This is a genomic window from Candidatus Latescibacterota bacterium, from assembly GCA_020633725.1.
Classification (GTDB): domain Bacteria; phylum Krumholzibacteriota; class Krumholzibacteriia; order JACNKJ01; family JACNKJ01; genus VGXI01.
On sequence record JACKDC010000003.1, the window covers coordinates 110,846 to 132,905 of the forward strand.

Annotated in this window: 17 protein-coding genes; 9 read left to right on the forward strand and 8 right to left on the reverse strand. The window is 68.0% G+C overall.

What is annotated here, in order from left to right; all coding sequences use genetic code 11:
* Positions 1-24 precede the first annotated feature (24 nt).
* From H6693_07860 to H6693_07870, 3 genes are all read left to right on the forward strand, one after another.
* On the forward strand, positions 25-801 hold the full coding sequence (locus H6693_07860) for a hypothetical protein (protein MCB9516094.1): 777 nt from the start codon (positions 25-27) through the stop codon (positions 799-801).
* Between the two features lie 89 nt (positions 802-890).
* A complete protein-coding gene (locus H6693_07865) occupies positions 891-2,012 on the forward strand; it encodes an aspartate--ammonia ligase (GenBank protein MCB9516095.1) in 1,122 nt (373 codons plus the stop codon).
* Between the two features lie 297 nt (positions 2,013-2,309).
* The gene (locus tag H6693_07870) at positions 2,310-4,280 is read left to right on the forward strand and encodes a hypothetical protein (GenBank protein MCB9516096.1); all 1,971 of its coding nucleotides are present in this window, start codon (positions 2,310-2,312) and stop codon (positions 4,278-4,280) included.
* 78 nt (positions 4,281-4,358) lie between these two features.
* On the opposite strand, the gene gatD is transcribed toward H6693_07870, so the two are convergent.
* Both gatD and gatE read right to left on the reverse strand, forming a co-directional pair.
* Entirely contained in the window at positions 4,359-5,789 is a 1,431-nt protein-coding gene (gene gatD, locus H6693_07875) for a Glu-tRNA(Gln) amidotransferase subunit GatD (GenBank protein ID MCB9516097.1), read from the reverse strand.
* Positions 5,786-7,735 carry a Glu-tRNA(Gln) amidotransferase subunit GatE gene (gene gatE / locus H6693_07880; protein ID MCB9516098.1) on the reverse strand — a complete coding sequence of 650 codons (1,950 nt, stop codon included), beginning with the start codon at positions 7,733-7,735 and terminating at the stop codon, positions 5,786-5,788. Before gatE ends, gatD begins: the two co-directional genes overlap by 4 nt.
* Before the next feature lie 424 nt (positions 7,736-8,159).
* Here gatE and H6693_07885 point away from each other — a divergent pair, with 424 nt between their 5' ends.
* The 5 genes from H6693_07885 (at position 8,160) to H6693_07905 (ending at position 12,763) form a co-directional block, all read left to right on the forward strand.
* A complete protein-coding gene (locus tag H6693_07885) occupies positions 8,160-9,032 on the forward strand; it encodes a T9SS type A sorting domain-containing protein (protein ID MCB9516099.1) in 873 nt (290 codons plus the stop codon).
* A 416-nt stretch (positions 9,033-9,448) separates the two neighbouring features.
* On the forward strand, positions 9,449-10,309 hold the full coding sequence (locus H6693_07890) for an Omp28-related outer membrane protein (protein MCB9516100.1): 861 nt from the start codon (positions 9,449-9,451) through the stop codon (positions 10,307-10,309).
* Between the two features lie 121 nt (positions 10,310-10,430).
* Positions 10,431-11,225 carry a hypothetical protein gene (locus H6693_07895; GenBank protein ID MCB9516101.1) on the forward strand — a complete coding sequence of 265 codons (795 nt, stop codon included), beginning with the start codon at positions 10,431-10,433 and terminating at the stop codon, positions 11,223-11,225.
* 59 nt (positions 11,226-11,284) lie between these two features.
* The gene (locus H6693_07900) at positions 11,285-11,659 is read left to right on the forward strand and encodes a dUTP diphosphatase (protein ID MCB9516102.1); all 375 of its coding nucleotides are present in this window, start codon (positions 11,285-11,287) and stop codon (positions 11,657-11,659) included.
* Between the two features lie 231 nt (positions 11,660-11,890).
* On the forward strand, positions 11,891-12,763 hold the full coding sequence (locus H6693_07905; GenBank protein ID MCB9516103.1) for a hypothetical protein: 873 nt from the start codon (positions 11,891-11,893) through the stop codon (positions 12,761-12,763).
* A gap of 6 nt (positions 12,764-12,769) precedes the next feature.
* Here H6693_07905 and H6693_07910 read toward each other — a convergent pair whose 3' ends face one another.
* The 6 genes from H6693_07910 to H6693_07935 form a co-directional block, all read right to left on the reverse strand.
* Complete coding sequence (locus tag H6693_07910) at positions 12,770-14,461, reverse strand: hypothetical protein (protein ID MCB9516104.1); 1,692 nt, start codon at positions 14,459-14,461, stop codon at positions 12,770-12,772.
* A gap of 816 nt (positions 14,462-15,277) precedes the next feature.
* The gene (locus H6693_07915; protein MCB9516105.1) at positions 15,278-16,894 is read right to left on the reverse strand and encodes a hypothetical protein; all 1,617 of its coding nucleotides are present in this window, start codon (positions 16,892-16,894) and stop codon (positions 15,278-15,280) included.
* Between the two features lie 168 nt (positions 16,895-17,062).
* The gene (locus H6693_07920) at positions 17,063-18,469 is read right to left on the reverse strand and encodes a T9SS type A sorting domain-containing protein (protein MCB9516106.1); all 1,407 of its coding nucleotides are present in this window, start codon (positions 18,467-18,469) and stop codon (positions 17,063-17,065) included.
* Between the two features lie 47 nt (positions 18,470-18,516).
* The gene (locus H6693_07925) at positions 18,517-20,067 is read right to left on the reverse strand and encodes a T9SS type A sorting domain-containing protein (GenBank protein MCB9516107.1); all 1,551 of its coding nucleotides are present in this window, start codon (positions 20,065-20,067) and stop codon (positions 18,517-18,519) included.
* Between the two features lie 71 nt (positions 20,068-20,138).
* Positions 20,139-20,657: a DUF456 domain-containing protein gene (locus tag H6693_07930; protein MCB9516108.1), complete on the reverse strand. Its 519-nt coding sequence runs from the start codon at positions 20,655-20,657 to the stop codon at positions 20,139-20,141.
* Positions 20,658-20,684: 27 nt separating this feature from the next.
* Entirely contained in the window at positions 20,685-21,470 is a 786-nt protein-coding gene (locus H6693_07935; protein ID MCB9516109.1) for a VOC family protein, read from the reverse strand.
* Between the two features lie 126 nt (positions 21,471-21,596).
* On the opposite strand from H6693_07935, the gene H6693_07940 reads away from it, so the two are divergent.
* Positions 21,597-22,034: a thioesterase family protein gene (locus H6693_07940; protein MCB9516110.1), complete on the forward strand. Its 438-nt coding sequence runs from the start codon at positions 21,597-21,599 to the stop codon at positions 22,032-22,034.
* Positions 22,035-22,060: the final 26 nt, after the last annotated feature.

The window sequence follows — 22,060 nt, forward strand, 5'->3', positions numbered from 1 at the left end:
CCCCTGCCTTTATCGGAGGTCACCATGCGACGCCTGCTCCTCGCGCTGCTCCTCCTCGCGCTGGCCTCCCCCGCCGGCGCCGCGGTCACCCTGCGCTGGTCGCCGGCCGACTCGACGGTGTCCACGGGTGACGGCGCGCGGCTGTCGGTCATGCTCGACGACGTGGTGGACGTCCGCACCATCGAGCTGCGCGTGAGCTACGACCCCACGCTGCTCGCCAGCGTGCACGGCGCCCCTGGCGCGCTGTTCAGCGGCGCCGGCTGCTCGCTCTTTCCCGACTTCGACGACTCCACGCCCGGCGAGTGGTATGGCGGTGTCGTCACCCTCGGCTCGACCTGCTGGGTGACCGGCCCCGGCGAGCTCTACCACTGGGACTTCGACACGCTCGCTCCCGGCACCTGCCCCATCGGCACGGTGATGGTGCGGCTCTACGATCCCTTGGCGAACGCGATCGCGGACGTCACGCTGCCCGCCACGACCGTCCTCGTGGGCGAGGGCACGGCGGCGCCGCCGCCCGCGGCGCCCGGGCTCAGGCTCGGCATCGCCCCCAACCCCTTCAATCCGCGTTGCCGTCTCAGCCTCGGCGCCTCCGCGCCGGGTCCCGCGCGCCTCGAGCTCTTCGACCTCGCCGGGCGGCGGCTCGCCCTGGCCTGGACGGGCGTGCTGGGCGAGGGCGTCCATACGCTGGACTGGACCGCCGCCGACGCCGAGGGGCGCCCCCTCGCCAGCGGGGTCTACCTCTTCCGTCTCACCGACGCCGCCGGGCGCAGCGCCACGCTCCGGGCCACCCTCCTCAAGTAGCCCCCCTCTTGCGCGGGCCGAGTGGCCCTGCTAGCTTAGTGGTGTTTCGGCTCCGATTTACCCATTACCCGCGCCCAGGATGGATGGCCATGGCAGACAAGACCGCAGACCTCGCCGGACCCGGCGTCAGCACCTACGAGGAAGTCGCCAAGGCGCTGCCCACCGACTACAGCTCGGTGCTCAGCCCCAAGGAGACGCAGAAGGCTCTCTACGCGGTGAAGCGCGCCATCGAGGACGGCCTGGCGCGCGAGCTCAACCTGATGCTGGTCCAGTGCCCGCTGATCGTCGACAAGCACAGCGGCATGAACGACTACCTGGACCGCGACGGCTCGCGCACCCCCGTGGACTTCCTGGCCGGGCTCGGGCTCGACAAGCGCATCGAGGCGCAGGTGGTGCAGGCGGCCACCAAGTGGAAGCGCTTCGCGCTGAAGCAGTACGGCTGTCAGCCGGGCGAGGGCATCAACACCGACATGCGCGCCGTGCGCAAGGACTACTTCCTCGACCACGACCACAGCAGCTACGTGGATCAGTGGGACTGGGAGCGTGTGATCACGGCCGAAGAGCGCAACCTCGACTTCCTGACCGGCGTCGTGAAGAAGATCTGGAAGGTGCTCGTGGAGGCCGAGGAACTGGCCCACGACATGTTCCCCGCCCTGAACAAGTTCGAGAAGATGCCGCGCGAGCTGGTCTTCCTGCACGCCGAGGAGATCCTCGAGCGCTACCCCGACCTGCCGCGCAAGCAGCGGGAGACGCGGATCATCCAGGAGCATCCGGCGATCTTCATCTACGGCATCGGGCACACGCTCGACGACGGCTACCCCCACGAGATGCGCGCCGCCGACTACGACGACTGGGTCACGCCGTCCGTCGTCAAGAACGGCAAGCAGATGCACGGCCTCAACGGCGACATCCTGGTGTGGAACAAGGTGACGAAGCGGCGCCACGAGCTGAGCAGCATGGGCGTGCGCGTCACGAAGGACACCCTGCGCCAGCAGCTCAAGATCACGGGGCAGGAGGACTTCCTCAACATGCCCTACCACAAGATGATCCTGAACGACGAGATCCCGCTCAGCATCGGCGGCGGCATCGGCCAGAGCCGCGTCTACAGCTACATCCTCAAGAAGGCCGCCCTCGGCGAGGTGAGCGTGACGATCTGGCCCGAGCAGCTGCACTCCATCTGCGCGGAGCGCAACATTCACCTGCTGCGCTAGACCGTCATCGGTTCGCGAACACGAATCCCCTCCGCTCGACTTCACACTGCGTGAGGCGCTCGCGGAGGGGATTCGTGTTCACGGACCGGCGCGGCCTCGGGCGAGCGCAAGGCGTTCTGACGTCTACACGGCCACGCCACGCGGAATGGCGCAGCAGGTGGGCGCCCGCCTGTCGAGCGCCGCGGCGCCATTAGGACAACGCCGTCGGCTGGCGGCGCGGCGATGCGCCCGCCAACAGCGATTGCTTGACCCTGGCGGCGCCGGCTTCTAGGATCGGCCGATCGGAAGGAGCCGATCATGAAGCGAGCCCTGCCCCTCCTCGCCGTCCTCGCGCTCGTGGCCAGCGCCCTCCCGGCCGCCGCCTACACTCCGGAGGAGACGAGCTACCTTCGGCGTCACGTCGTGCTGGTCGACGGCCGCGGACGCCCCCTCGATCCGGCCACCGGAAGGCGACTCGACGCGCCCGGTTCGACGCTGACCTTCGAGAGCCATCTGGACAGCCTGCTGGGCAACATTCGCCGGCAGGGGGAGTCCGGCCACCGCGACGTGCTGCTTTTCGTCCACGGCGGCCTGAACAGCTTCGACGGATCGCGCGAACGGGCCCTGCGCGTGGGCCCGGCCATGGAGGAGGCAGGCTACCAGCCGCTCTTCCTGATCTGGTCTTCCAACCTCCTGGTCGGCCTCAAGGATCAGGCTGCCCGCGCGCGCAACGACGTCCACGTCAACCCCGTCCTGAACGGACTCTACTTCGTGTCGTTGCTGCCCAGCGTCGTCGTTCGCGGCGTCGGGCGCATGCCCGAAGTCTATCCGCTGCAGCTCTCCGAGGACTTGTCGACCATGTCCTCCACGTTCTTCACCTGGCAGACGGACGTGAGGCGAATCTACGAAGCGGCCATGGAGGACGCGAAGCGCGGCGAGGCGGACCGCCTGGAGATGTCCTGGCCCATCGACGACAGACCCGGCAAGGTGCGGATGTTCGGTCGCGGCGCGCTGTGGGCGCGCACCTTTCCCCTGCGCATCGTCACGTCGCCGTTCATCACGGAGCTGGGAGCGAGCGCCTGGCACAGCATGCGATCGCGGTCCCAGGCCATGTTCCGCCGCCCGGATGAGTTCACCTATCAGAAGGGCGACTCGAGCGGGTTGCGGCGCTACGACGGCGGCGGCGGCGGAGGCCTCACACGTTACGTCAACGCCTTCGCGGACTCCCTCGCCTCCGCGCGCCAGCAGGGGCGCGACTACTCGCTGACCCTGGTGGGGCACAGCATGGGCACGATCATCATCAGCGAGGTGCTGCGCCGCTGGCCCGAGCTGCCCTACTCGCGGATCATCTTCATGGCGGCGGCCTGTTCGATCCGCGAGGCCGAGGTGGGCTTGATCCCCGCGCTGCGCCGCAATCACTCGCTGGAGTTCTACAACCTCAGCCTTCACCCGGAGGCCGAGTCACGCGAGATGAACTACGGCGATCTCCCCCACCGCGGCACGCTGCTCACCTGGATCGACAACTTCTACAGCACGCGGGAGAGCTTTCCCGATCGCACGCTGGGCCGATGGAACAACATCGCGCTGGCCACTTCCATCTTTCCCGACGACGTGCGCGGCCAGGTCCATCTCAAGGCCTTCGGTCTCGGCCGCAACCCTTCTCCCCGGCCTGACGACAGGCTCCTGCCCTACGCGCCAGGGTATCCCGGCCCGCAGCGCCACGGTGACTTCAGCGATTACGCCTTCTGGTCGGACGACTTTCTCGCGCCGGAAGGGCGCAGGACGACCTCGAGTCCCCGCGCCTGGCGCCTCGCCACGCGGGCCGGATTGCAGCGCTGCTACCGCGAGGGCGACTGGGGCTGGATGGGTGAGCTGGGCGTCGGCGCGCGCGTCGACCAGGGGCTGACGGTGGCCCTCACCGGGCGCATGGCGCTCGGCAGCAGCGGCTATCCCGAGCCTCCGCTGCCCACCGCCGGCGAGAGCAGCTGGCGCAGCCTCGGCCTGAACTTCGACTACGAGAACAAGCGGATCAGCTCCGACACCTTCGTCGGCTGGGGACGCCGCGGCTGGAAGGACGGCGGCGAGAGCCGGCACTGGAACTGCCTGGTCATCGCCCCGGCGGAGAGCTACGTGCATCCCCTGTTCGGGTCCCTGGCCGCGCAGCTGGGGCTGGGCTACCGCTTCGTGTGGATGGAAGGTCGCCACGGCTTCCGCGAACACGGCCAGAGCGGCTGGACCTACCGCCTCGCGCTGCAGCTCGGCAGCCGCGGTCCGGCCTGGAGCCCTTGATCAGCGCGGCCCGTCATCCTTCCGCGAGTGCCTCACGAAGTGTGAAGCGAGCGAGAGGGCACCGGGTCCCCAAGCGTGTCACTTGCGATGGTCGCGCACGAAGGCGTCCAGCTCTGGCAGCCCGCCCTGGAAGACGAGGTAGCCGTCGTGGGGCTCGCGCTCGGTGATGTCGTCGGCCACCGGCGTCGTCATGATGCCGCGCAGGGTCTCCAGGTCGTCCGTCTGCCCCAGCGCCCAACCCAGCTTCATGTAGGCCACCTCGGGCAGCATGTTGGCCAGCGGCACGACGCCCATCTCCATGATCTCGCGACCGGTCTCGTAGACGTACATCTGCACGTAGCCCCAGAGCGTCTGCACCGTCATGAAGACGGCCACGCCGGCCTCGCGCGCGCGCTTCAGCGCGGGATAGACGGGGCGGTTCACGTGGCCGAGGCCCGTCCCCGCGATCACGATCCCCCTGTAGCCATGGTCGATGAGGCTGTCGAAGACGTCCGACTTCATGCCCGGATAGTAGTAGACCAGGGCGACGCGCTCGTCGAAGACGGGCGTCGCGCGGAAGTTCGCCAGCGCCGCCTCGCTCGCCGCGGGATCGCGCCCCTCCACGCGCGTGCGGAAGCGGCGCGGGTGGTAGTCGCGGCGCAGCGGCGTCACGCCCTCGCGGCTGACCGTGGCGAGCGGCGTGTCGCTGAGCGTGCGGAAGGTGCTGCGGTAGCTGGAGTGCATCTTGCGGACGCGCGTGCCGCGGTGCAGCAGGCCGTACTGGTCGCTGGTGGGCCCGAACATGCAGACCATCACCTCGGCGATGTCCCCCTGCCCCGCCGTCAGCGCCGCATGGATCAGGTTGAGCGCCGCGTCCGAGCTGGGGCGGTCGCTGCTGCGCTGGCTGCCCACCATCACGATGGGCACCGGCGGGTTCTGCAGCATGAAGCTCAGCACCGCCGCCGTGTGGTGCATGGTGTCCGTGCCGTGGCCGATGACGATGCCGTCCACGCCGCTTCGAATCGCCGCCTCCACGGCGCGCGCCGTGCCGATCCACTGCTCGGGACCCATGTTCTCGCTGAAGACGCCGTAGAGCTTCTCGGTGTCCAGGTTGCAGACGTCCGCCAGCTCGGGCACCGAGCCGTAGAGCTCGCCCGGCGTGAAGGCCGGGATCACCGCGCCCGTGCGGTAGTCGAGGCGGCTGGCGATGGTCCCACCCGTCCCGAAGAGCTTGACGTAGGGCTTGCCCGCGTCGTGCGGAAAGGCCTGCTCGGGGATCTTGTAGTGGGCCTCCTTGCGGCCGGTCTCGTGCAGCGCGGTGACCGTGTCCACGTGCAGGCCCACGTTGTAGCCGCTGGCCAGCTTGAGGACGAGATGCTCGGCGTCGGCCGTCTCGCTGCGCGGCAGGATCGTGCCCTGGTAGGTGCCCTGGGTCGTCTCCGCGTCGACGACGCTCCACACGCCGACGCCGTGGGTCTCCAGCAGCGCGCGGCCCGGGCCGCGGTAACCCTTGAAGCGATCGTCGCTCATCGGGCCTCCTTTTCGGTCCGGTTCCGGGACCCGGCTTCGGACGCCCGGGCGTCCAGCAGGGCCGCCACGCGCAGGCCGGGGCAGGTGGCCCCCAGCCGCTCGCGCAGGCGTCCGAGGCGGTAGCGTCGCAGGGCCGCGCTCGCGAGCGGACGCGCCGGCGCCGGCAGGGAGGCCAGCGCGGCGTCCACGCGTTCGCGCAGCGTCTCCTCGCCCAGGGGCGGCGGCGGCACGGGACGCTCCCGCCCCTCGCTGCGGGCCCAGCGGGCCAGGGCGGGACGGTCGGCCTCGCGCGGCGCGCGCGCGATGAACTCGGGCAGCCAGTCCAGGGACCCGGCCTCCCGGGCGCGAGCGAGGCGCAGGCCGCCGCGCTCGAGCGAACGCCAGTGCGAGGTCAGCAGGATCGCCAGGCGGCGCCGCGCCGCGGGGTCCAGCGGAGTCGCGAGCGCGAGGAAGTCCTCGGCGCGCTCCTGCCGCAGCAGCTGGCCGACGAGCTCGTCGCCAAGGCCGGCGGCCTCCAGCTTCGCCGACAGGTCCCAGGGCCGGGCGGGCAGGCTGGCGCGCAGGTCGTTCCAGCGCTGGATGGGCAGCGGCAGCGGCGGCAGGTCGGTGTCGGGGTACATGCGGTCGGGGCCGGGCAGGACGCGCTCGAAGCGCGTGGTGCCGTCGGGCTGGGCCTGGCGCGTTTCGCTGGGGACGCCGCACAGCGCCTCCTGTGCGCGCAGCTCGATCTCGCCGAGGGCGGTCTCGAGGTCGCGGGCGCCGCCCCAGACCATCAGGATCGGCGCCTCTTCCGGCGCGCCGAGGAGCTGGCGGACGCGCTGCCACTCGCTCCAGGTGGGGCCGTCGTCCAGCTGTTCGCTGGAGACCAGATTCGGGTTGCGGTCGAGGCAGGCCACCACGCGGACGCGGTCGCGGAACTCGCCGAGGAAGCGCACGCCAGGCTGCAGCTCGCGGCGCAGCACGCCCTCGAAGCCGGGCATGGCGATGGCCCCGAGCTTGTCGCCGCGGGCGAGGGCCTTCTGGACCGGGCGGTACTGGCAGCTCTTGAAGAGGCCCGTCACCTCGCCCTGCAGCCCGTGGTAGCCCACCGCGGGCAGGCCGCGCGCGAGCAGCGCGTCGCGGATCTCGAGGAGACCCCTCTGCCGCAGCGCCTCGTTGTGCACCAGCCGGCCGATGGCGGGGATGCGCGAGACGCCCTTGATCTCGATGCGGGTGCCGCCGCGGACGCTGACGTTCACGTCCTGCCGCGCCGCGCCCGCCCCCCGGCGCACCTTGCCGGTGGCGCGGGTCAGGCGCCGCACCACCTGGGCGCAGGCCTCCACCTCGGCCGGCGTGCGCAGGTCCGGCCCGGTGACGACCTCGATGAGGGGCATCCCCAGGCGATCCGTGCGGTAGACGCGCAGGTGCCCGCGGTCCAGCAGCTCGCGTGAGGAGTCCTCCTCGATGCTGAGCTGCAGCACGCTCACGGGGCGTCCCTCCACCCGGATCTCGCCCTGCACTCCGAGGATCGCCGTGCGCTGGAACCCCGTGGGGATGGACCCGTCCAGGTACTGCTTGCGGATCACGTGCACCTCGCCCACCGGCTGCAGGCCGAGGAGCAGCGTGATCTCCATGGCGATGTCCAGCGCCTCGCGGTCCATCTCGAAGGGCGGGGCGTCGTCCATCTCGTAGGTGCAGACGCTCTCCTTGTTGAGGCGGTAGAGGATCTCCTTGCGCGTCTTGAACTCCATGAGCGCGGTGCCGTCGTACTCGCCGAGCTCGGAGAGGGTGGGCCGCATGTGGCGGAGGATCTCGGCGTCGAAGGCGCCGGTGTAGCGCCCGGCCGGGCAGCGGCAGAAGAGCTTGCGGCGGGTCAGCAGCTGCTGGTGGACCTCCAGGCCGGCCACCAGGCCCAGGTCGGCATAGTCCTGGGCCGACAGCTCGCCGTACTCGGGGAGATGGGGCATCGCGCGCTCCGGGACGGGGTTAGGGACGGATGCCGAGGAAGGTACAGGAGCCGGCCCGGCTTTTCCAGCCCCGGAGAGGCGCTTTGACGCCGCCGGGGAAGTAAACGGACTTCACATTCCCGCCTAAAGCCGCTACAATTGTCCTGTTTGATCAAACCCGGCGGGGGCAGTGCCCTGTCGGTTTTCTCTGTCCCGGACGCGCGAGCTCCGGGGCGGCCCTCACCACTGTCGACAGGGGGATTCCATGCACCACAAGATCAAGATCGGAGTGGCATTGCTCATGCTGCTCTGCGCGAGCACGGCCTGGGGCGTGCAGCGCGCCGTGCTGGTAGAGCTGTTCACCAACGCTGGCTGACCCTACTGCCCGGCTGCGGACGCAGCCTTCGAGAACCTCGACGCCGCCTACGGCGACGACCTGCTGACCATGGTCTCTTGGCACGTTTACTGGCCCGGCTACGATCCCTTCTGGTACTACAACACTCCCGACTGCCAGGGGCGGATCGACTTCTACAACGTCTCCGGCGTGCCCTTCTTCAGGACCGATGGCTGGCTCCCTTCCAACGCCAGCACGCTGCCCCTCCACTTCGACTACGAGACCGCCATCGACACGCCCGTGAGCATGACGATCACCGGCCTCTTCGACACCAACACGGGGCACCTGGACTTCAACGTGACGGCCAGCACCGGCGAGGCGCTGCCCACCGGCAGCTACCGTCTCTACGTGACGCTCACGGAGACGGACCTCTACTTCGCCGGCTCCAACGGCGTGACGAACCACCCGAACACCATGCGTGACTGCTTCCCGGACTACAACGGAACGGTGGCCAACTTCACCGGCGGCTTCCCGCAGACGGTGAACTACGCCGGCAGCACCGACCTCGACCCGACCTTCGACTGGGACAAGTGCCGCCTGGTCGCCTGGGTCCAGGACACATCCGGCCAGAAGAAGGTGCAGCAGTCCATCGCGAAGTTCGTCACCGATATGGGCGACCTGACCGCCGTGGACAGCGCGCTGCCCGAGGCCATGCTCCTGGGTCAGAGCTACCCGAACCCCTTCAACCCCAGCACGACGATCCCGCTCAACGTGAAGCGGGCCGGCGCGGCGCGCCTGGACATCGTGGGCGCGGACGGCCGCCTGGTGCGCACGCTGCTCCAGGGCGACCTGCCCACGGGCACGCGGAACGTCACCTGGGACGGCACCGACGCCGAGGGCGTCGGCGTGGCCTCGGGCGTCTACCTCGCCCGGCTCCACAGCGCCGACGGCGTGCAGAGCAAGCGTCTGATTCTCATGAAGTAGAGCGCTCGCAAGGTCTTTGCCTCGCTTCGCACTGCGTGAGGCGCCCGGCCAAAGACCTCGCTCGCCAGCATGGCAGTAGCAGAAGGGGGAGCCTGACGGCTCCCCCTTTTCGTGTGAGCGTGGGCGCTACAATTCCGGGGTGACTTGTCCTGAATTATCGGCTATCCTTTGGGGGCTCGACTCGCCCCTTGGGCGCACAACCACCCACCTGGGAGGATCTCTCCATGAGACTCATGCGAATGACCGGACTCGCGCTGGCGCTGCTCGTGCTGGCCGGTGTGAGCGTCGCGGCGGACCGCAACGTCCTGCTCGAGCTCTACACCAACTGTGGCTGACCCGGCTGCCCGACCTCGGACGAGGCCGTTGATGAGTTCATCAACCTGCATCCCGACGACGTCGTTTCCATCCAGTATCACATGAGCTGGCCGGGCTACGACCCCTTCTACAACTACAACATCGCCGACAACAACGCGCGCCGCGGCTTCTACGCCGTCAACGCCGTTCCCGACATCTTCGTCGACGGTGTCTACGAGACCAACTTCCCGCCCTTCGCCCAGTACTACGACAGCCGTATCGTCGTGCCCACGAGCGTGACAGTGGACATCACGGGTGACTACGACAACGTCAGCGGGGCGATCAGCGTCACCGCCACCTCCACCACCGACGCGGCGCTGCCCGGTGGCACCGTGCAGTACCGCCTCTTCGTGGCCCTGGTAGAGGACAACTGCGTTTACGTGGGATCGAACGGCGTGATCGTCCACCGCCACGTGCTGCGCGACTTCGCGCCCAGCGCCTACGGCACCGTGGTCACCTTCGCCGGCGACCTGCCGCAGTCGGCCTCCGTGGACGCCAGCTTCACCATGGATTCGAGCTTCGAGGAGTCCGAGTGCATGATCGTCGCCTGGCTGCAGGAAGCGATCAGCAAGGAGGTCTACAACGCGTCCTGGGTGCACGTCACCGATATGGGCGACCTGACCGCCGTGGACAGCGCGCTGCCCGAGGCCATGCTCCTGGGCCAGTGCTACCCGAACCCCTTCAACCCCAGCACGACGATCCCGCTCAACGTGAAGCGGGCCGGCGCGGCGCGCCTGGACATCGTGGGCGCGGACGGCCGACTGGTGCGCACGCTGCTCCAGGGCGACCTGCCCGCGGGCACGCGGAACGTCACCTGGGACGGCACCGACGCCGAGGGCATCGGCGTGGCCTCGGGCGTCTACCTCGCCCGGCTCCACAGCGCCGACGGCGTGCAGAGCAAGCGGGTGGTCCTCCTCAAGTAGGACACTCGCCAGCGGAGCAGAAGCAGACGGGGGAGCCGCAAGGCTCCCCCTTTTCGTCGCCGGCCGCAAGGACTGCGTGACGGCGGCGCGGGGCCCTGCTACCCTGCCCGCGGAGGTAGCCGTGGCCAGCATCAAGCTCTCCCCGTTCAGCATGTGGCTCCTGGCGCTGGTGTTCACCGCGATGGGGCTGGTGGTCCAGCGGAGAACCGGCGAGAGGATGCCGCTCGAGCTGGACACCCCGTGGCAGGGGCGGAACGTCAGCACCGTGCTCGCCCGGAACCACGTCGGGCCGGGCGGCCAGCGCCTGGTCGTCGAGGGCGTGGATCCGGACTGGACCGGCACCGTGATCTGGCGCCGCTACGGCGGGGGTGGCGAGTACCGCCGGGAGAGTCTGCGCAACCTGGGGAGCATGCTGTCGGGCGAGCTGTCGCCGCAGCCCCGGGGCAGCGCGCTGGAGTACCGCGTGGAGGTGGAGGCCCAGGGCGGGAAGCTGCTGCGGCTTCCCGAGCGCGGGACCGTCATCACGCGCTACAAGGGCGCGATCCCGCTCTGGGTGAGCCTACCCCACCTGCTCCTGCTCTACCTGGGGCTCTTCCTGGGTGTCCGGGCCGGCCTGGAGGCGCTGGCACTGGGCTCCGGCTCGCACACGCTCGCAGGCGTGGCGCTGATCTGCTTCCTCTTCGGGGGCCTGCTCTTCGGCCCGCTGATGAAGGTGAACGCCTACGGCATCCTCTGGAAGGGCCCGCCGCTGGGCCTGGACAGCACCGACACGAAGACCCTCGTGCTCGTGCTGGCCTGGCTGGCGCCGGTGATCCTGCGTGCGCGGGGGCGTCGCGCGCGGCGCTGGATCGTCCTCGCGGCCGTGCTCAGCGTGATCGCCTTCCTGATTCCCCACAGCGTCTTCGGCGTGTCCTGACGCGCTGCCAATCGATTGGAGGGAGAGCCGTGACCGACAGGCTCGAGGAAATCTTCGCCATGCAGCGGGAGCTGAACCGCTACACCTTCGAGCAGAACGCGCTGGGGGAGGGCTACGACGCCATCGCCGGCAACCGCGACCTGCAGAACACCTGGCTGCGCAACTACGCCCTGGCCATGAGCCAGGAGCTGTCCGAACTGGTGGACTCCACCAACTGGAAATGGTGGCGCACCAAGGTGGACCTCTTCGACGAGCAGAACATCAAGGTGGAGCTGGTGGACATCCTCCACTTCTGGGTGAGCGCCTGCCAGGTGATGGGGCTGAGCGCCGAGGACGTCCACCGCATGTACATGCAGAAGAACGCCGTCAACCGGAAGCGGCAGGACAGCGGCTACCTGAAGAAGGACGAGGCCGACAACCGCGGCATCGGCTAGCGGAGCAGCCCCCGGGCGGGGCGGCCGGCGTTCCCTGTGACTTCCCACAGTGCCTGGCAGGGTCGCAGCGTGGCCCGTGGCGCACCCCTGGCTGGCTGTGCGTAGCTTCAATCACCACATTCCCAACCGGTTGCGGTCGACTGCAACAAGCGTGCGACCCTGGCGAGTCTCCGGGGGATCTGCTAGAATAATGGCGCTCCTCACTTCCCCACTCCACGCCGGGAGCGTGCCATGCGTCGCCTAGTTCTGACACTCGCCATCCTGCTCTTGCCGTCCCTCTCCTTCGCCGCCGTGGGCTACTCGATCGACATCAACCCCGCCCAGAGCGCGCTCGTCATCATCTTCCTGAACCAGTCCTTCCCCGGGACGATGGACGGCACCCTGCACTGCACGGTGGATCCGGGCTTCGAGGACGGCGCCACGGCCGTGATCTCCGACTTCAACGCCACGGTGACCGACATCAACTCGATCTTCGTGACGCTGCGGAACATCACGCTCACCAGCGACCCGCTCCTGCCCAACAGCGGCAGCATCGTGGACGCCACGCCCGGCGACGGCCACGTCAACCTGAACCAGGTGCTCCACCTGACCATGGACGCCACCTACGACCCGATCTTCGGCGCCGACGTGCCCTTCACCACGAACACCGAGCTCTGCATCGGCAGCACCACGTTCTGCGGCGGCGCGGCGGACGGCAGCGGGAACATCGACACCAACGCCCTCTTCTTCCAGATCCTCGCCACGGGCGTGATCCCGGGCGCCGAGAACCCCACCGGCGAGGACATCCCCTTCCGCCTGGTGCTGCGCGGCCTGGGCACGCAGGACGACGTCTCCGTGGAGACGCCCCTCGACGCGCCCCTCGCCCTCAACGTGTGGCCGAACCCCTCGGCCGACACGGTGGCCTTCGCCAGCAGCTCGCCGGCTCCCCTCGCCGTCGCGATCTACGACGTGGCCGGCCGCCACATCGTCTCGCTGAGCGGCGCCGACCGCGTGGACTGGGACGGCCGCGACGCCGCCGGGCAGCGCGCCGGCGCGGGCGTCTACCTGGCTCGCTATCGCAGCGGGGAGATCGAGGGCGCGGCCAAGGTGCTGATGCTGCGCTAGGGGCGCCTACTTGAGCAGCACGAGCTTCGTCTCCGTGAGCTGGCCGGCCGCCATCAGGCGCGCCAGGTAGACGCCGCTGGCGGCCTGCCGACCCCTGGCATCTCGGCCATCCCAGGTGGCCGCGTGCCGTCCGGCGGGCCGGCGCTCGTGGACCAGGCCGGCGACGCGACGTCCCGCCAAATCGTAGATCGCGAGATCCACCGCCGACGCCTCGGCCAGCACGAACTCCAGCTCCGTGGACGGATTGAACGGATTGGGATGTGCGGAGAGACGCCGCGCGGCGGCCGGCACGTCGACGACGGCCGTCCGCAAGAGCATCCAGTCCTCGCCGGGCAGGCGGCCGTGGAGCCGGTAGGTCACCGCCCCGCCGGCGGCCAGCGCCGGGCTGGCATCGGCGGCGGCGTAGCGCCCCTCCCCCTCATCTTGCCAGGGCACATCCCACGACGCGCCGTCCCGCGCGCCCTCGAGCCGGAACTGGCCCTCCGCCGAGGCTTGCCAGGTCAACGTCACCAGCCCGAGGCTTGCGGCGGCCCTGAAGCTGGCAAGGAAGACCGGCGTGTCGCCGCAGCCGGGCCCGAGCCCCCCGATGAGGGCACCGCAGTCGTTGCCCTCGGGCAGGCAGGGTGAGCCGGGCGCGAGGCGGTAGTCCCGCGTCGGGTGATAGCAGAAGAACGGGTCGGCCGAGAAGTTGCCGTTGACGCCCCCCTGACCCGCCAACGCGCCGATCCAGAGCGGATTGAACGGATCGCTGTACAGGTCGCAGCACAGCGCCGTGGCAGCGGCGTTTTCGGTGATGACCGGAGCGCTGCCATAGTGATAGGCGATGATGCAGTGGTCCAGGGTGATGTCGCCATCTCTCACGTAGATCGCGCCGGGTCCGCCGTTCTCCACCAGGGTCGTGCGCTCCAGGACGATGCTGCCGCCCGAGCCCAGCGCCCCACCGTAGGCCCGGCCTCCAGCAGCGCCGTACTGCTCGGCACTGTTGCCATAGAACAGGCAATCGCGAATCACCGGACTGCAGTCGCCGAAGTACGCGCCGCCGCCTACGGCCCAGGGGCAGCACTCTCCCGTCGAACTCCCCGCGAACACATGGTTGTTCGCGAAGACCACGCGCTCCAGGACGGGTGACGACTCGAAGGCCGCAAGACCCGCCCCCAATCCATTCCAGCCGTCCCAGGTGTGTCCGGCCTCGTTGTCGACAAACTGGACGTCCGACAGCCGGGCATTGCTGCGCTTGAGGTACATCCCGCCCCCGGCACCGCCGCCGTAGTTTGCGCTACTGCAGTCCGACAGCGTGACGTTGCGGAAGGTGGGCGAAGCGTCCTCGCAGTAGATGCCACCGCCCAGCGACGCGCCGCAGCGCGAGATGGTGAAGCCATCCACAAGGCTGGTGCTGTCCTCGCCGGACGTGAAGCTCAGACCCTGTCCGCTGCGCTCCCCATCGATGATCGTCGCCTCGCTGCCCGCCTCGGAGGTGAGCACGAGATTGACGCCATGGAAATCGAGGTTCTTGTTTCCCGCGCCGGTGTAGGTCCCCGGCAGCGCAAGCACGGTGTCACCCGATGCCGCCGCGTCGATGGCCGCTTGCAGCGTGGGATACTCGCCGAGGCCGTCGGCCTGGACGGTGAGAGTCGCGGCCCGAACGTCTGTAGCGCTGACGCAGCAAAGGGAAATTAGCAGGCAGGCGACTCTGGCCACGGCTTCCCTCCCGGTGCTCACCACGTATCAGTATAGCAGTTGGGAGGCGGGGCGTCAGGGAAGATCTGCCGTCAATGCGTGCGCAGGGTCCCCTGGGTTGGGGAAGTGGACACTGCGGCGGTCCCTTGGGGCGCCTTCTTGACCAGCAACATCGGGCCCAACCCCAATCAACCACCAAACCGCTAGTGGGCGTTGGGCCCGATCCAGGAGTCCCCGTTGCCGTGGAGTTGGCGCGGATAGACGGGGACAAGGTCGCCGCCAAGCCCGTCCGCAATCAAGCCAAGCCAAGACCGGCCGACCGGCGCGCCGGTCACCCAGAACTGCAACGTGTAGATTCCGCCCGGGACCGATCCGAGGTCAAACTGGTCCACAAGGACCCCTGCGTCGGAGTAGAGCCGCAGCTGGAGAGCACGCTTCGCATCGACCCGAAGATACGCGTTTGGCGGCGTAGGGCCAAGAGGCCAAGGGTGAGACGGCATGCAGAGCGACGCGTGCGCATCTCGACTGACTCCAGCCTGGGGAGGCTTGATGTGGTCAGTCAGGCTGGGCAGATCGAAGGACCTGACCACGAGGCCATGACCTGGCCCAGTCATGACTCGAAGCGGGGTGAAGGTGCGGCCAGCGCGTGATGGCTGGTCGTTGGCTCGCACAGGTTCCCCCGCCCGCGCGGAGACGGAGTCGAACAGGCACAACAGTCCCAGCGTTGTACTGAGCACAACTGCCATCTGTCGCATCGCACTCCCCTAATCCCAGCCAACGTGTCGCACCCCCCAGAGGGTCACCAGGGAACGACTTCTCCAGCTCTCGGGGCTCGCCTCACTTCACCAACAGCATAGGCCTGGCCGTCGCGCCAGCAGGCACCTCCAGGCGGTAGAAGTACATGCCGGACGGCATTGCCTGCCCCGCGGCGTCGAGTCCATCCCAGCGCACGGCGTGGGACCCGGCAGAGTAGGCCTGCCCGTCTGTCAGCGTGGTGACAAGACGCCCGGTCACGTCGAGGACGATCAGGCGGATAGTAGCCGGCGCGTCCATGCTGAATGGGATCGTCGTGCTGGGGTTGAAGGGGTTGGGGTAGTTGGCGCCGAGCATCGGGTATGGTGGCGAGGCTTCTTCAACACCTGTCAACGTGCAGCCCAACCCGAAGGCGCCCATCTGCACGCCGCAGTCGTTGTTCCCCGGCAGGCAGGGAGACAGACTCGCCACGGTGAGGTCCTCCCCCTCGGCAACGCAGAAGAGCGGATCCTGGGAGATGTTCCCGTCGAGACCTGTCTGATCGGTCAGGTCACCGCCGTAGTTCCACGGGGTGTTGCCGTACACGTCACAGCAACTCAGGTCGATGTCGGCGCCGTGGTTCGAGTAAATGCCGACGCCACCGGGGTTGTAGGCCAGAAGGCTGCCCTGGATGGCCAGCAGTCCACCCCAGTTGGCGCACACCGCGCTCCCTGCACCGCCAGAGGCCAGATTGCCGCGAAAGCTGCATCCCATGACGGTGCTGACCGGACCCTGGTTTGGGGCCTCACCGATGTAGATTGCCCCGCCAGCCGCCGCCGCATTCTCCACGAATGCACAATCGACGATCGAAGTGCCGTAGTCCCACAGGAGACAGACGGCCCCGCCCACGCCATCCGTGCTGTTGCCGACAAACAGGCAGCGATTCAACGTCACGCCTCCACCGCGTACAGCCCCGCCGTAGTGACCTGAATGATTGTCGACGAAGGTGCAGTCCTCGAAGACCGTTCCACCGGAGCAATGCGCCGCTCCCCCTTGGAATCCTGCCGCGTTGCCAACGAAGCCCACATTCCGGAAAGCTACCGTCGAGTTGCAGACCTCCACCCCGCCACCGCAAAAACCGGTGTTTCCCACGAACTCCACGTCCTCAAACTCAGCGGTACTTCCATTACATACCATCGCACCCCCGCCGTAGTCTGAGGTGCTGCAGCCCCTGATCGAGACACCCTTGACCAGCGGCGATCCCCAATTGATCGAGAGCCCGCCCGTGTAGTTGGCCTGGCAATCCTCGATCACAAGATCCAGGAGCGAGGGGTCCGACTCGCAGCGAATCCCCGCCCCTTTGCTCTCGTCGATGGAGAGTCCATTGCGGATTGTGAACCCTTGCAACACAGCTGCCCGGCTTTCACCGTTCCCAAAGTACGCGCCGCGCCCTTCGAACTCGCAGTCAATGATCGTCTCCTCTGGCCCCCCGGCGCCGATCAGGCAGAGGTCCTTCCCCTGAAAGTCGAGGTTCTTGTTCCCCTCGCCCGTGTAGGTCCCCGGCATGGCCAGGACAGTGTCCCCAACGGCCGCCGCATCTATGGCAGTCTGCAAGGTGGGGTACTCGCCCAGCCCATCCGCTTGCACCCTTAGCGTCGCGGCCTGCGCCTGGCCCGGCAGCAGCGCGGCGAGGAGGGCGATAGCGAGCCAGCTGCGCAGCATCACGGCGCCTCCCTCACTTCACAAGCAGCATCGGCCTGGCGGCCGTCTCTCCCGGCTTCTCCAGCCGGGTAGGCTGGGAGCGTGAGGCCGTCAGCGATGCTGGACTCGAACCGGCAACGCCACCAGGCAGGCGCAAGCGTCGAGGTGCTCCTTTGCAGCATCAGATCCTCACTTCAGCAACATCAGCTTGCCCTGCGTGGAGCGCTCTCCCGCCTGCACACGGTAGAGGTACACGCCACTAGGTAGTAGGCGTCCGGAGTCGTCCGTGCCGTCCCACGCGATGCGGACTTCACCGGCAGACTTGGGCACATCCGCGAGCAGCGTGCGCGCGAGTCGGCCCGCGAAGTCGTGAATCTGTAGAGTGACCCGTTCATCGGATGCCAGGACAAAGCGAATCTCCGTCCGAGGATTGAAGGGATTGGGATGGCAGGTCGATCGCAATCCCATCGGGCCGACCGGTTCGCCCGCATCGACGACCTCGCACCCCTGACCATGAGCGCCCATTAGCACGCCACAGCCGTTGTTGTCAGGCAGGCAGGGCGAACCGGCCTCCAACTCGTACGAGTATTCGGGGTCGTTGATCGCTCCGCAGAAGACAGGATCCTCCGAGATGTTGCCGAAGAGCCCGGTCAGATCGTTCAATTCTCCCCCGTACTCCCCAAGTTCGTTCCCGTAGACATCGTTGCACTCAATACCGGGAACTTGGCCGATGCCATTCCACGAGACGCCCGCCAAACCGCCATTGCGGGCGATCAGGTTTCGCCGCAACAGGGTCGGGCCGGTGTAGGTGAGCATGACAGCGCTGGCCAATGAGCCGGTATGCCGCGAGTCCGCGATCGTGTTCCCGACCATTGTCAAGGTCGACGATTCGACATGGACCGCATATGCCCACCCTCTCGAGAATGTGCAGTTGGTTACTGCGAGGCTCCCGCCCTCACAGAAGATGTCGCCCGCGTTCGATTCGAAGCGGCAGTCTTTCAGGCTTACGGTGCCCGGATAGTAGGCCGCCAGGGCTCCACCTGGGCCATAGCTGACATTCTCGCGAAAGAGCACGCGGACGAGGTCCGGAGATGACCCGCCCTCAAAGTACATTCCTCCTCCCCCGCCAATGTCGGATACATTGCCGATGAACGCGACATCGATGAAGAGGGGAGAACTGCTCTGGCACGCCACCGCCCCGCCGACGGACCAGAACTGTCCGGCGACGTTCTCCCGGAAGACGACATCGGCCACCACGGGAGAGGACCCCGCCAAGGCGACCATCGCCCCACCCTCTAGCGGCGAGTAGCAATGCAGGAAGGTGAAGCCTTCCAGGCGCGAAGCCCGGCTCACTCCGCCGGTGTAGTTGATTCCGTCGCGGGAGAACTCCCCGTCGATGACAGTTGAATCGGGCCCAGCTGCGGCGCGCAACACGAGGTCGTGCTCGGGCATGAAGAGGTGGGTATTCCCGGTGCCGCTATAGGTACCCGGCGCCACCAGCACCGTGTCGCCCGCGGATGCAGCGTCGATGGCCGCCTGGATCGTGGCCTGATCTGCTGGCACGTGGATCGTGGCGGCTGCGGCAGGCAGCGCCACCAGGAGAACAACAAGCGCAACTGAGCATCGGCGCATAGTCAGACTCCTCACTTCACCAGCAGCATCGGCCTGGCCGTGGCCCCAGCTGGCGTCTCTAGGCGGTAGAGGTAGACGCCTGACGGCATCGCCCTCCCAACACCATCCCGCCCGGCCCAAAGCAGCTCATGGCGACCGGCCGGGTAGTCCTGCTCGCGAGCCAGGGTTGTCACGAGGCGCCCGGTCACATCGAGGACCGACACGCTGACGGTTGCCGGTGCATCCAGGCTGAAGGGGATCGTCGTGCTGGGGTTGAAGGGGTTGGGGTAGTTGGCGCCGAGCATCGGGTATGGTGGCGAGGCTTCTTCAACACCTGTCCACGTGCAGCCCATCCCGAAGGCGCCTATCTGCACGCTGCAGTCGTTGCCCCCGGGAAGGCAGGGTGAGCCTTCTGCTAGCGTGAAGTTCCTGTCATCGAAGTCACAGAAGAGCGGATTCTCACTGATGTTTCCGTAGAGACCCGTCTGGTCGCTCAATTCACCGCCGACATTTCCACCTTCATTGCCGAAGACGTCTGAGCAGGACATCGCTACGCTAGCCCCGTTGATCCCGTGGAGCCCGCTTCCGCCAGCGTTGAACGCGATCACGCACATCTCCGCGACCGTGGTGCTGTCTCCGGCCACGGATAGCCCTGCGCCAAGGGCAGAGAAGTTTTCAACAATTGTGCTGGCCACAATCCTCGGCGAAGACTTGAAGCAGGAGATTCCGCCGCCGTACTGAGTTGCGGAGTTGCTACTGATGAGACACTGGGAGACGACGGCGTCCCCGCCAAACTGGCATCGGATCGCCCCGCCACCCAACTCCGCGACATTGTCCAAAAACATGGTCTCACTTATGGTCGTACCCGTAGCATCCCTTATCCAGAGCCCGGCACCCAAATCGGCACTCCCTCCATTGATCGAGCAACCTTGGATCTTGGAACCTTGGTCGTGGTCAAGGTAAAAGGCCCCTCCCAATCCGCCTGTGTTCCCTTCGAACCCACAGTCGAGGACATGCACAGTAGACGAGAGGCCGCCAATGGCACCGCCCCAGATGGCTTCGTTGCCGATGAACTCACAGTCGCGGATCAGTGGCGCGGCCATGTAGCACATCAGCGCCCCGCCCAGGTAGTAACTGGCGACATCTGTTGCAGTGTTGTTCAGGAAGATGCAGCGTTCAATGGTCGGGCTTGAGCCCTCACAGTAGACGGCACCACCGAGTTGCATCCCCTCTCGGACTGTCACACAGGACAGAACTGCGCTTTCGTCTTCGCCAGAGTCGAATGTGAATCCACGTGCCGGACTGCGTACCTCCGCCTGACAGTCGATGATACAGGTCGCGGGATCGCTGTCCTCCGAGGTCACGGTAATGCCCTTGCCAAGGTAGCTGACGTTCACATTGCCGCCGCCCATGTACACCCCAGGCGCAAGAAGCACGGTGTCTCCAGGCAACGCTGCGTCGACGCCCGCCTGGATAGTCGGGTAGTCGCCGAGGCCGTCGGCCTGGACGGTGAGAGTCGCGGCCTGGGCTGCGCCGGCGGCAATGGCGCCGAAGGCAATTAACAGGCAGGCGACTCTGGCCACGGCTTCCCTCCCGGTGCTCACCACGTATCAGTATAGCAGTTGGGAGGCGGGGCGTCAGGGGAGATCGGCTATCAATGCGTGCGCAGGACGATCCACGCGGCGATGCCCATGCCGATGGACATCTTGAACAGCGACGCGAGCAGCTTGCCCAGGAAGGCGCCCCAGCCGGCGCGCAGCGCGCCCTGGTCCACCTTGCGCGCGTGCCAGGCCTCCAGCGCCACCGCGCCGGCGGCCGCGCCGAGGAAGGCCCCCACCAGCGTTCCGAGCAGCGGGATCACCGCCGACCCGAGCATCGCGCCGACGATCCCGCCCACGAACGCGCCGCCCACGCCCCACCACGACGCGCCGAAGCGCCGCGCCATCGCCGAGCCCAGCAGCGCCTCCACCACCTCGCCGAGCACCGCCGCCGCGAGCATCAGCACCAGCGCCAGCCAGCCGATGGACTGGAACCCGCCGATCCACGCCGCCAGCAGCGCGAGGCCGATCATGATGAAGTTCCCCGGCACGCCCAGGGGGACGAGCAGCAGGCAGACCACGAGCCCCAGATCGAGCCCGATCAGGCCGACGATCCGCAGCACGTCCTGCCACATGCCCGTCCCCCCTGCGTTCGCGCGGCGCTAGGCGCCGGTCAGGGTGATGGCGCCGAAGACCGCGCCCTGGGGATCCTGGATCACCGAGAAGCGTCCGACCTTGGGGATGTCCTGCGGCGGCACGATCAGCTTGGCGCCGGTCTCGCCCGCCGTCTTGGCGAAGTCGTCCACGGCCGCGACGGCGAAGTAGAGCATCCAGTTCGGCGGGACCGGGCCCATTTCGGGACCGATGGCCATCATGCCGGCCACCGAGCGATCGCCCTGCGTGAACTCGGTGTACTTCATGCCCGGCACGTTGCTGGTCTTCGCGCCCCAGTCGAAGAGGCCGCGGTAGAAGGCCTCGGCGGCGTCGGTGTCGGTGGTCATGAGCTCGTTCCAGCACAGCGACACCGGCTCGTTCAGCACCTGCGCGCCGATGTGCTGCTTCGGCTGCCACAGGTTCAGCACCGCGCCCGTGGGATCCTGCAGGGTGGCCATGCGGCCGAACTCCATGACGTCCATGGGCGCGAGCAGCAGCTTGCCGCCGAGGGACGTCACCTTGGCCGCGCTGGCGTCCAGGTCCGCAACGCTCACGTAGCTGCCCCAGTGCGGCGGGATGCCCTGCTGGCGCATCTGCTCGTTCAGCGTGTAGAGCGCGCCGAGGTGGCGGTCGCCGACCATCAGCATGGTGTAGACCGCGTCCGGGCCCATGGGGTCGTCGCGATGCTTCCAGCCGCAGAGCGGGAGGTAGAACTTCTTGGCGGCGTCGCCGTCGCTGGTGGCCAGCTCGACCCAGCAGAAGGTGCCGGGCGCGTGGCTGTCGTGTGTCGACATTCGTGGCTCCTGTGCGTTGGAGGGGAGGGTCAGTCTACCCGCCAGCGCCGGGCGAGGCAAGCCGGCCCGGCCTTGCCGCCGGCCCCTGCGCATGCTTGACTGGGGCATCCCGACCCGGAGGTCGCCATGCCCCGCCTTCAGCTCCAGCCGCTCGCCGCCTACGACTTCCACTGCGAGCTCACCGTGCGCACCACCGACCTCAACTACGGCGGGCACCTGGGCAACGACCGCCTGCTGGCCCTGGTCCACGAGGCGCGCGTGGCCTTTCTCGCCGCGGCCGGTCTCAGCGAGCTGGACGCCGGCGGCGCCAGCCTGATCATGGCCGACGCGGCGGTCGTCTACCAGGGCGAGGCCTTTGCCGGGGACGTCCTCCGCTTCGACATGGCCGCCCGCGAGCCCGGCCGTCTGGGCTTCCGGCTCTGCACGCGGGTCACGCGAGTCGGCGACCGCGCCCCCGTCGCTATAGTTGAGACGGGGCTCGTCTGCTTCGACTACCGCGCGCGCGAGGCGCGTCCCCTAGCTCCCGCCCTACGCGCGCTTTGCGTGCCCGCCGGCGGTGAGTGAGGCCAGCAGTTTCGGGTTTTCGAAAT

Bases quoted from the DNA above. Each gene is read 5' to 3' on its own strand.
- H6693_07860 (MCB9516094.1), top strand. From the start codon at position 25: ATGCGACGCCTGCTCCTCGCGCTGCTCCTCCTCGCGCTGGCCTCCCCC.
- H6693_07865 (MCB9516095.1), top strand. From the start codon at position 891: ATGGCAGACAAGACCGCAGACCTCGCCGGACCCGGCGTCAGCACCTAC.
- H6693_07870 (MCB9516096.1), top strand. From the start codon at position 2,310: ATGAAGCGAGCCCTGCCCCTCCTCGCCGTCCTCGCGCTCGTGGCCAGC.
- gatD (MCB9516097.1), bottom strand. From the start codon at position 5,789: ATGAGCGACGATCGCTTCAAGGGTTACCGCGGCCCGGGCCGCGCGCTG.
- gatE (MCB9516098.1), bottom strand. From the start codon at position 7,735: ATGCCCCATCTCCCCGAGTACGGCGAGCTGTCGGCCCAGGACTATGCC.
- H6693_07885 (MCB9516099.1), top strand. From the start codon at position 8,160: ATGGTCTCTTGGCACGTTTACTGGCCCGGCTACGATCCCTTCTGGTAC.
- H6693_07890 (MCB9516100.1), top strand. From the start codon at position 9,449: ATGAGCTGGCCGGGCTACGACCCCTTCTACAACTACAACATCGCCGAC.
- H6693_07900 (MCB9516102.1), top strand. From the start codon at position 11,285: ATGCAGCGGGAGCTGAACCGCTACACCTTCGAGCAGAACGCGCTGGGG.
- H6693_07905 (MCB9516103.1), top strand. From the start codon at position 11,891: ATGCGTCGCCTAGTTCTGACACTCGCCATCCTGCTCTTGCCGTCCCTC.
- H6693_07915 (MCB9516105.1), bottom strand. From the start codon at position 16,894: ATGCTGCGCAGCTGGCTCGCTATCGCCCTCCTCGCCGCGCTGCTGCCG.
- H6693_07930 (MCB9516108.1), bottom strand. From the start codon at position 20,657: ATGTGGCAGGACGTGCTGCGGATCGTCGGCCTGATCGGGCTCGATCTG.
- H6693_07935 (MCB9516109.1), bottom strand. From the start codon at position 21,470: ATGTCGACACACGACAGCCACGCGCCCGGCACCTTCTGCTGGGTCGAG.
- H6693_07940 (MCB9516110.1), top strand. From the start codon at position 21,597: ATGCCCCGCCTTCAGCTCCAGCCGCTCGCCGCCTACGACTTCCACTGC.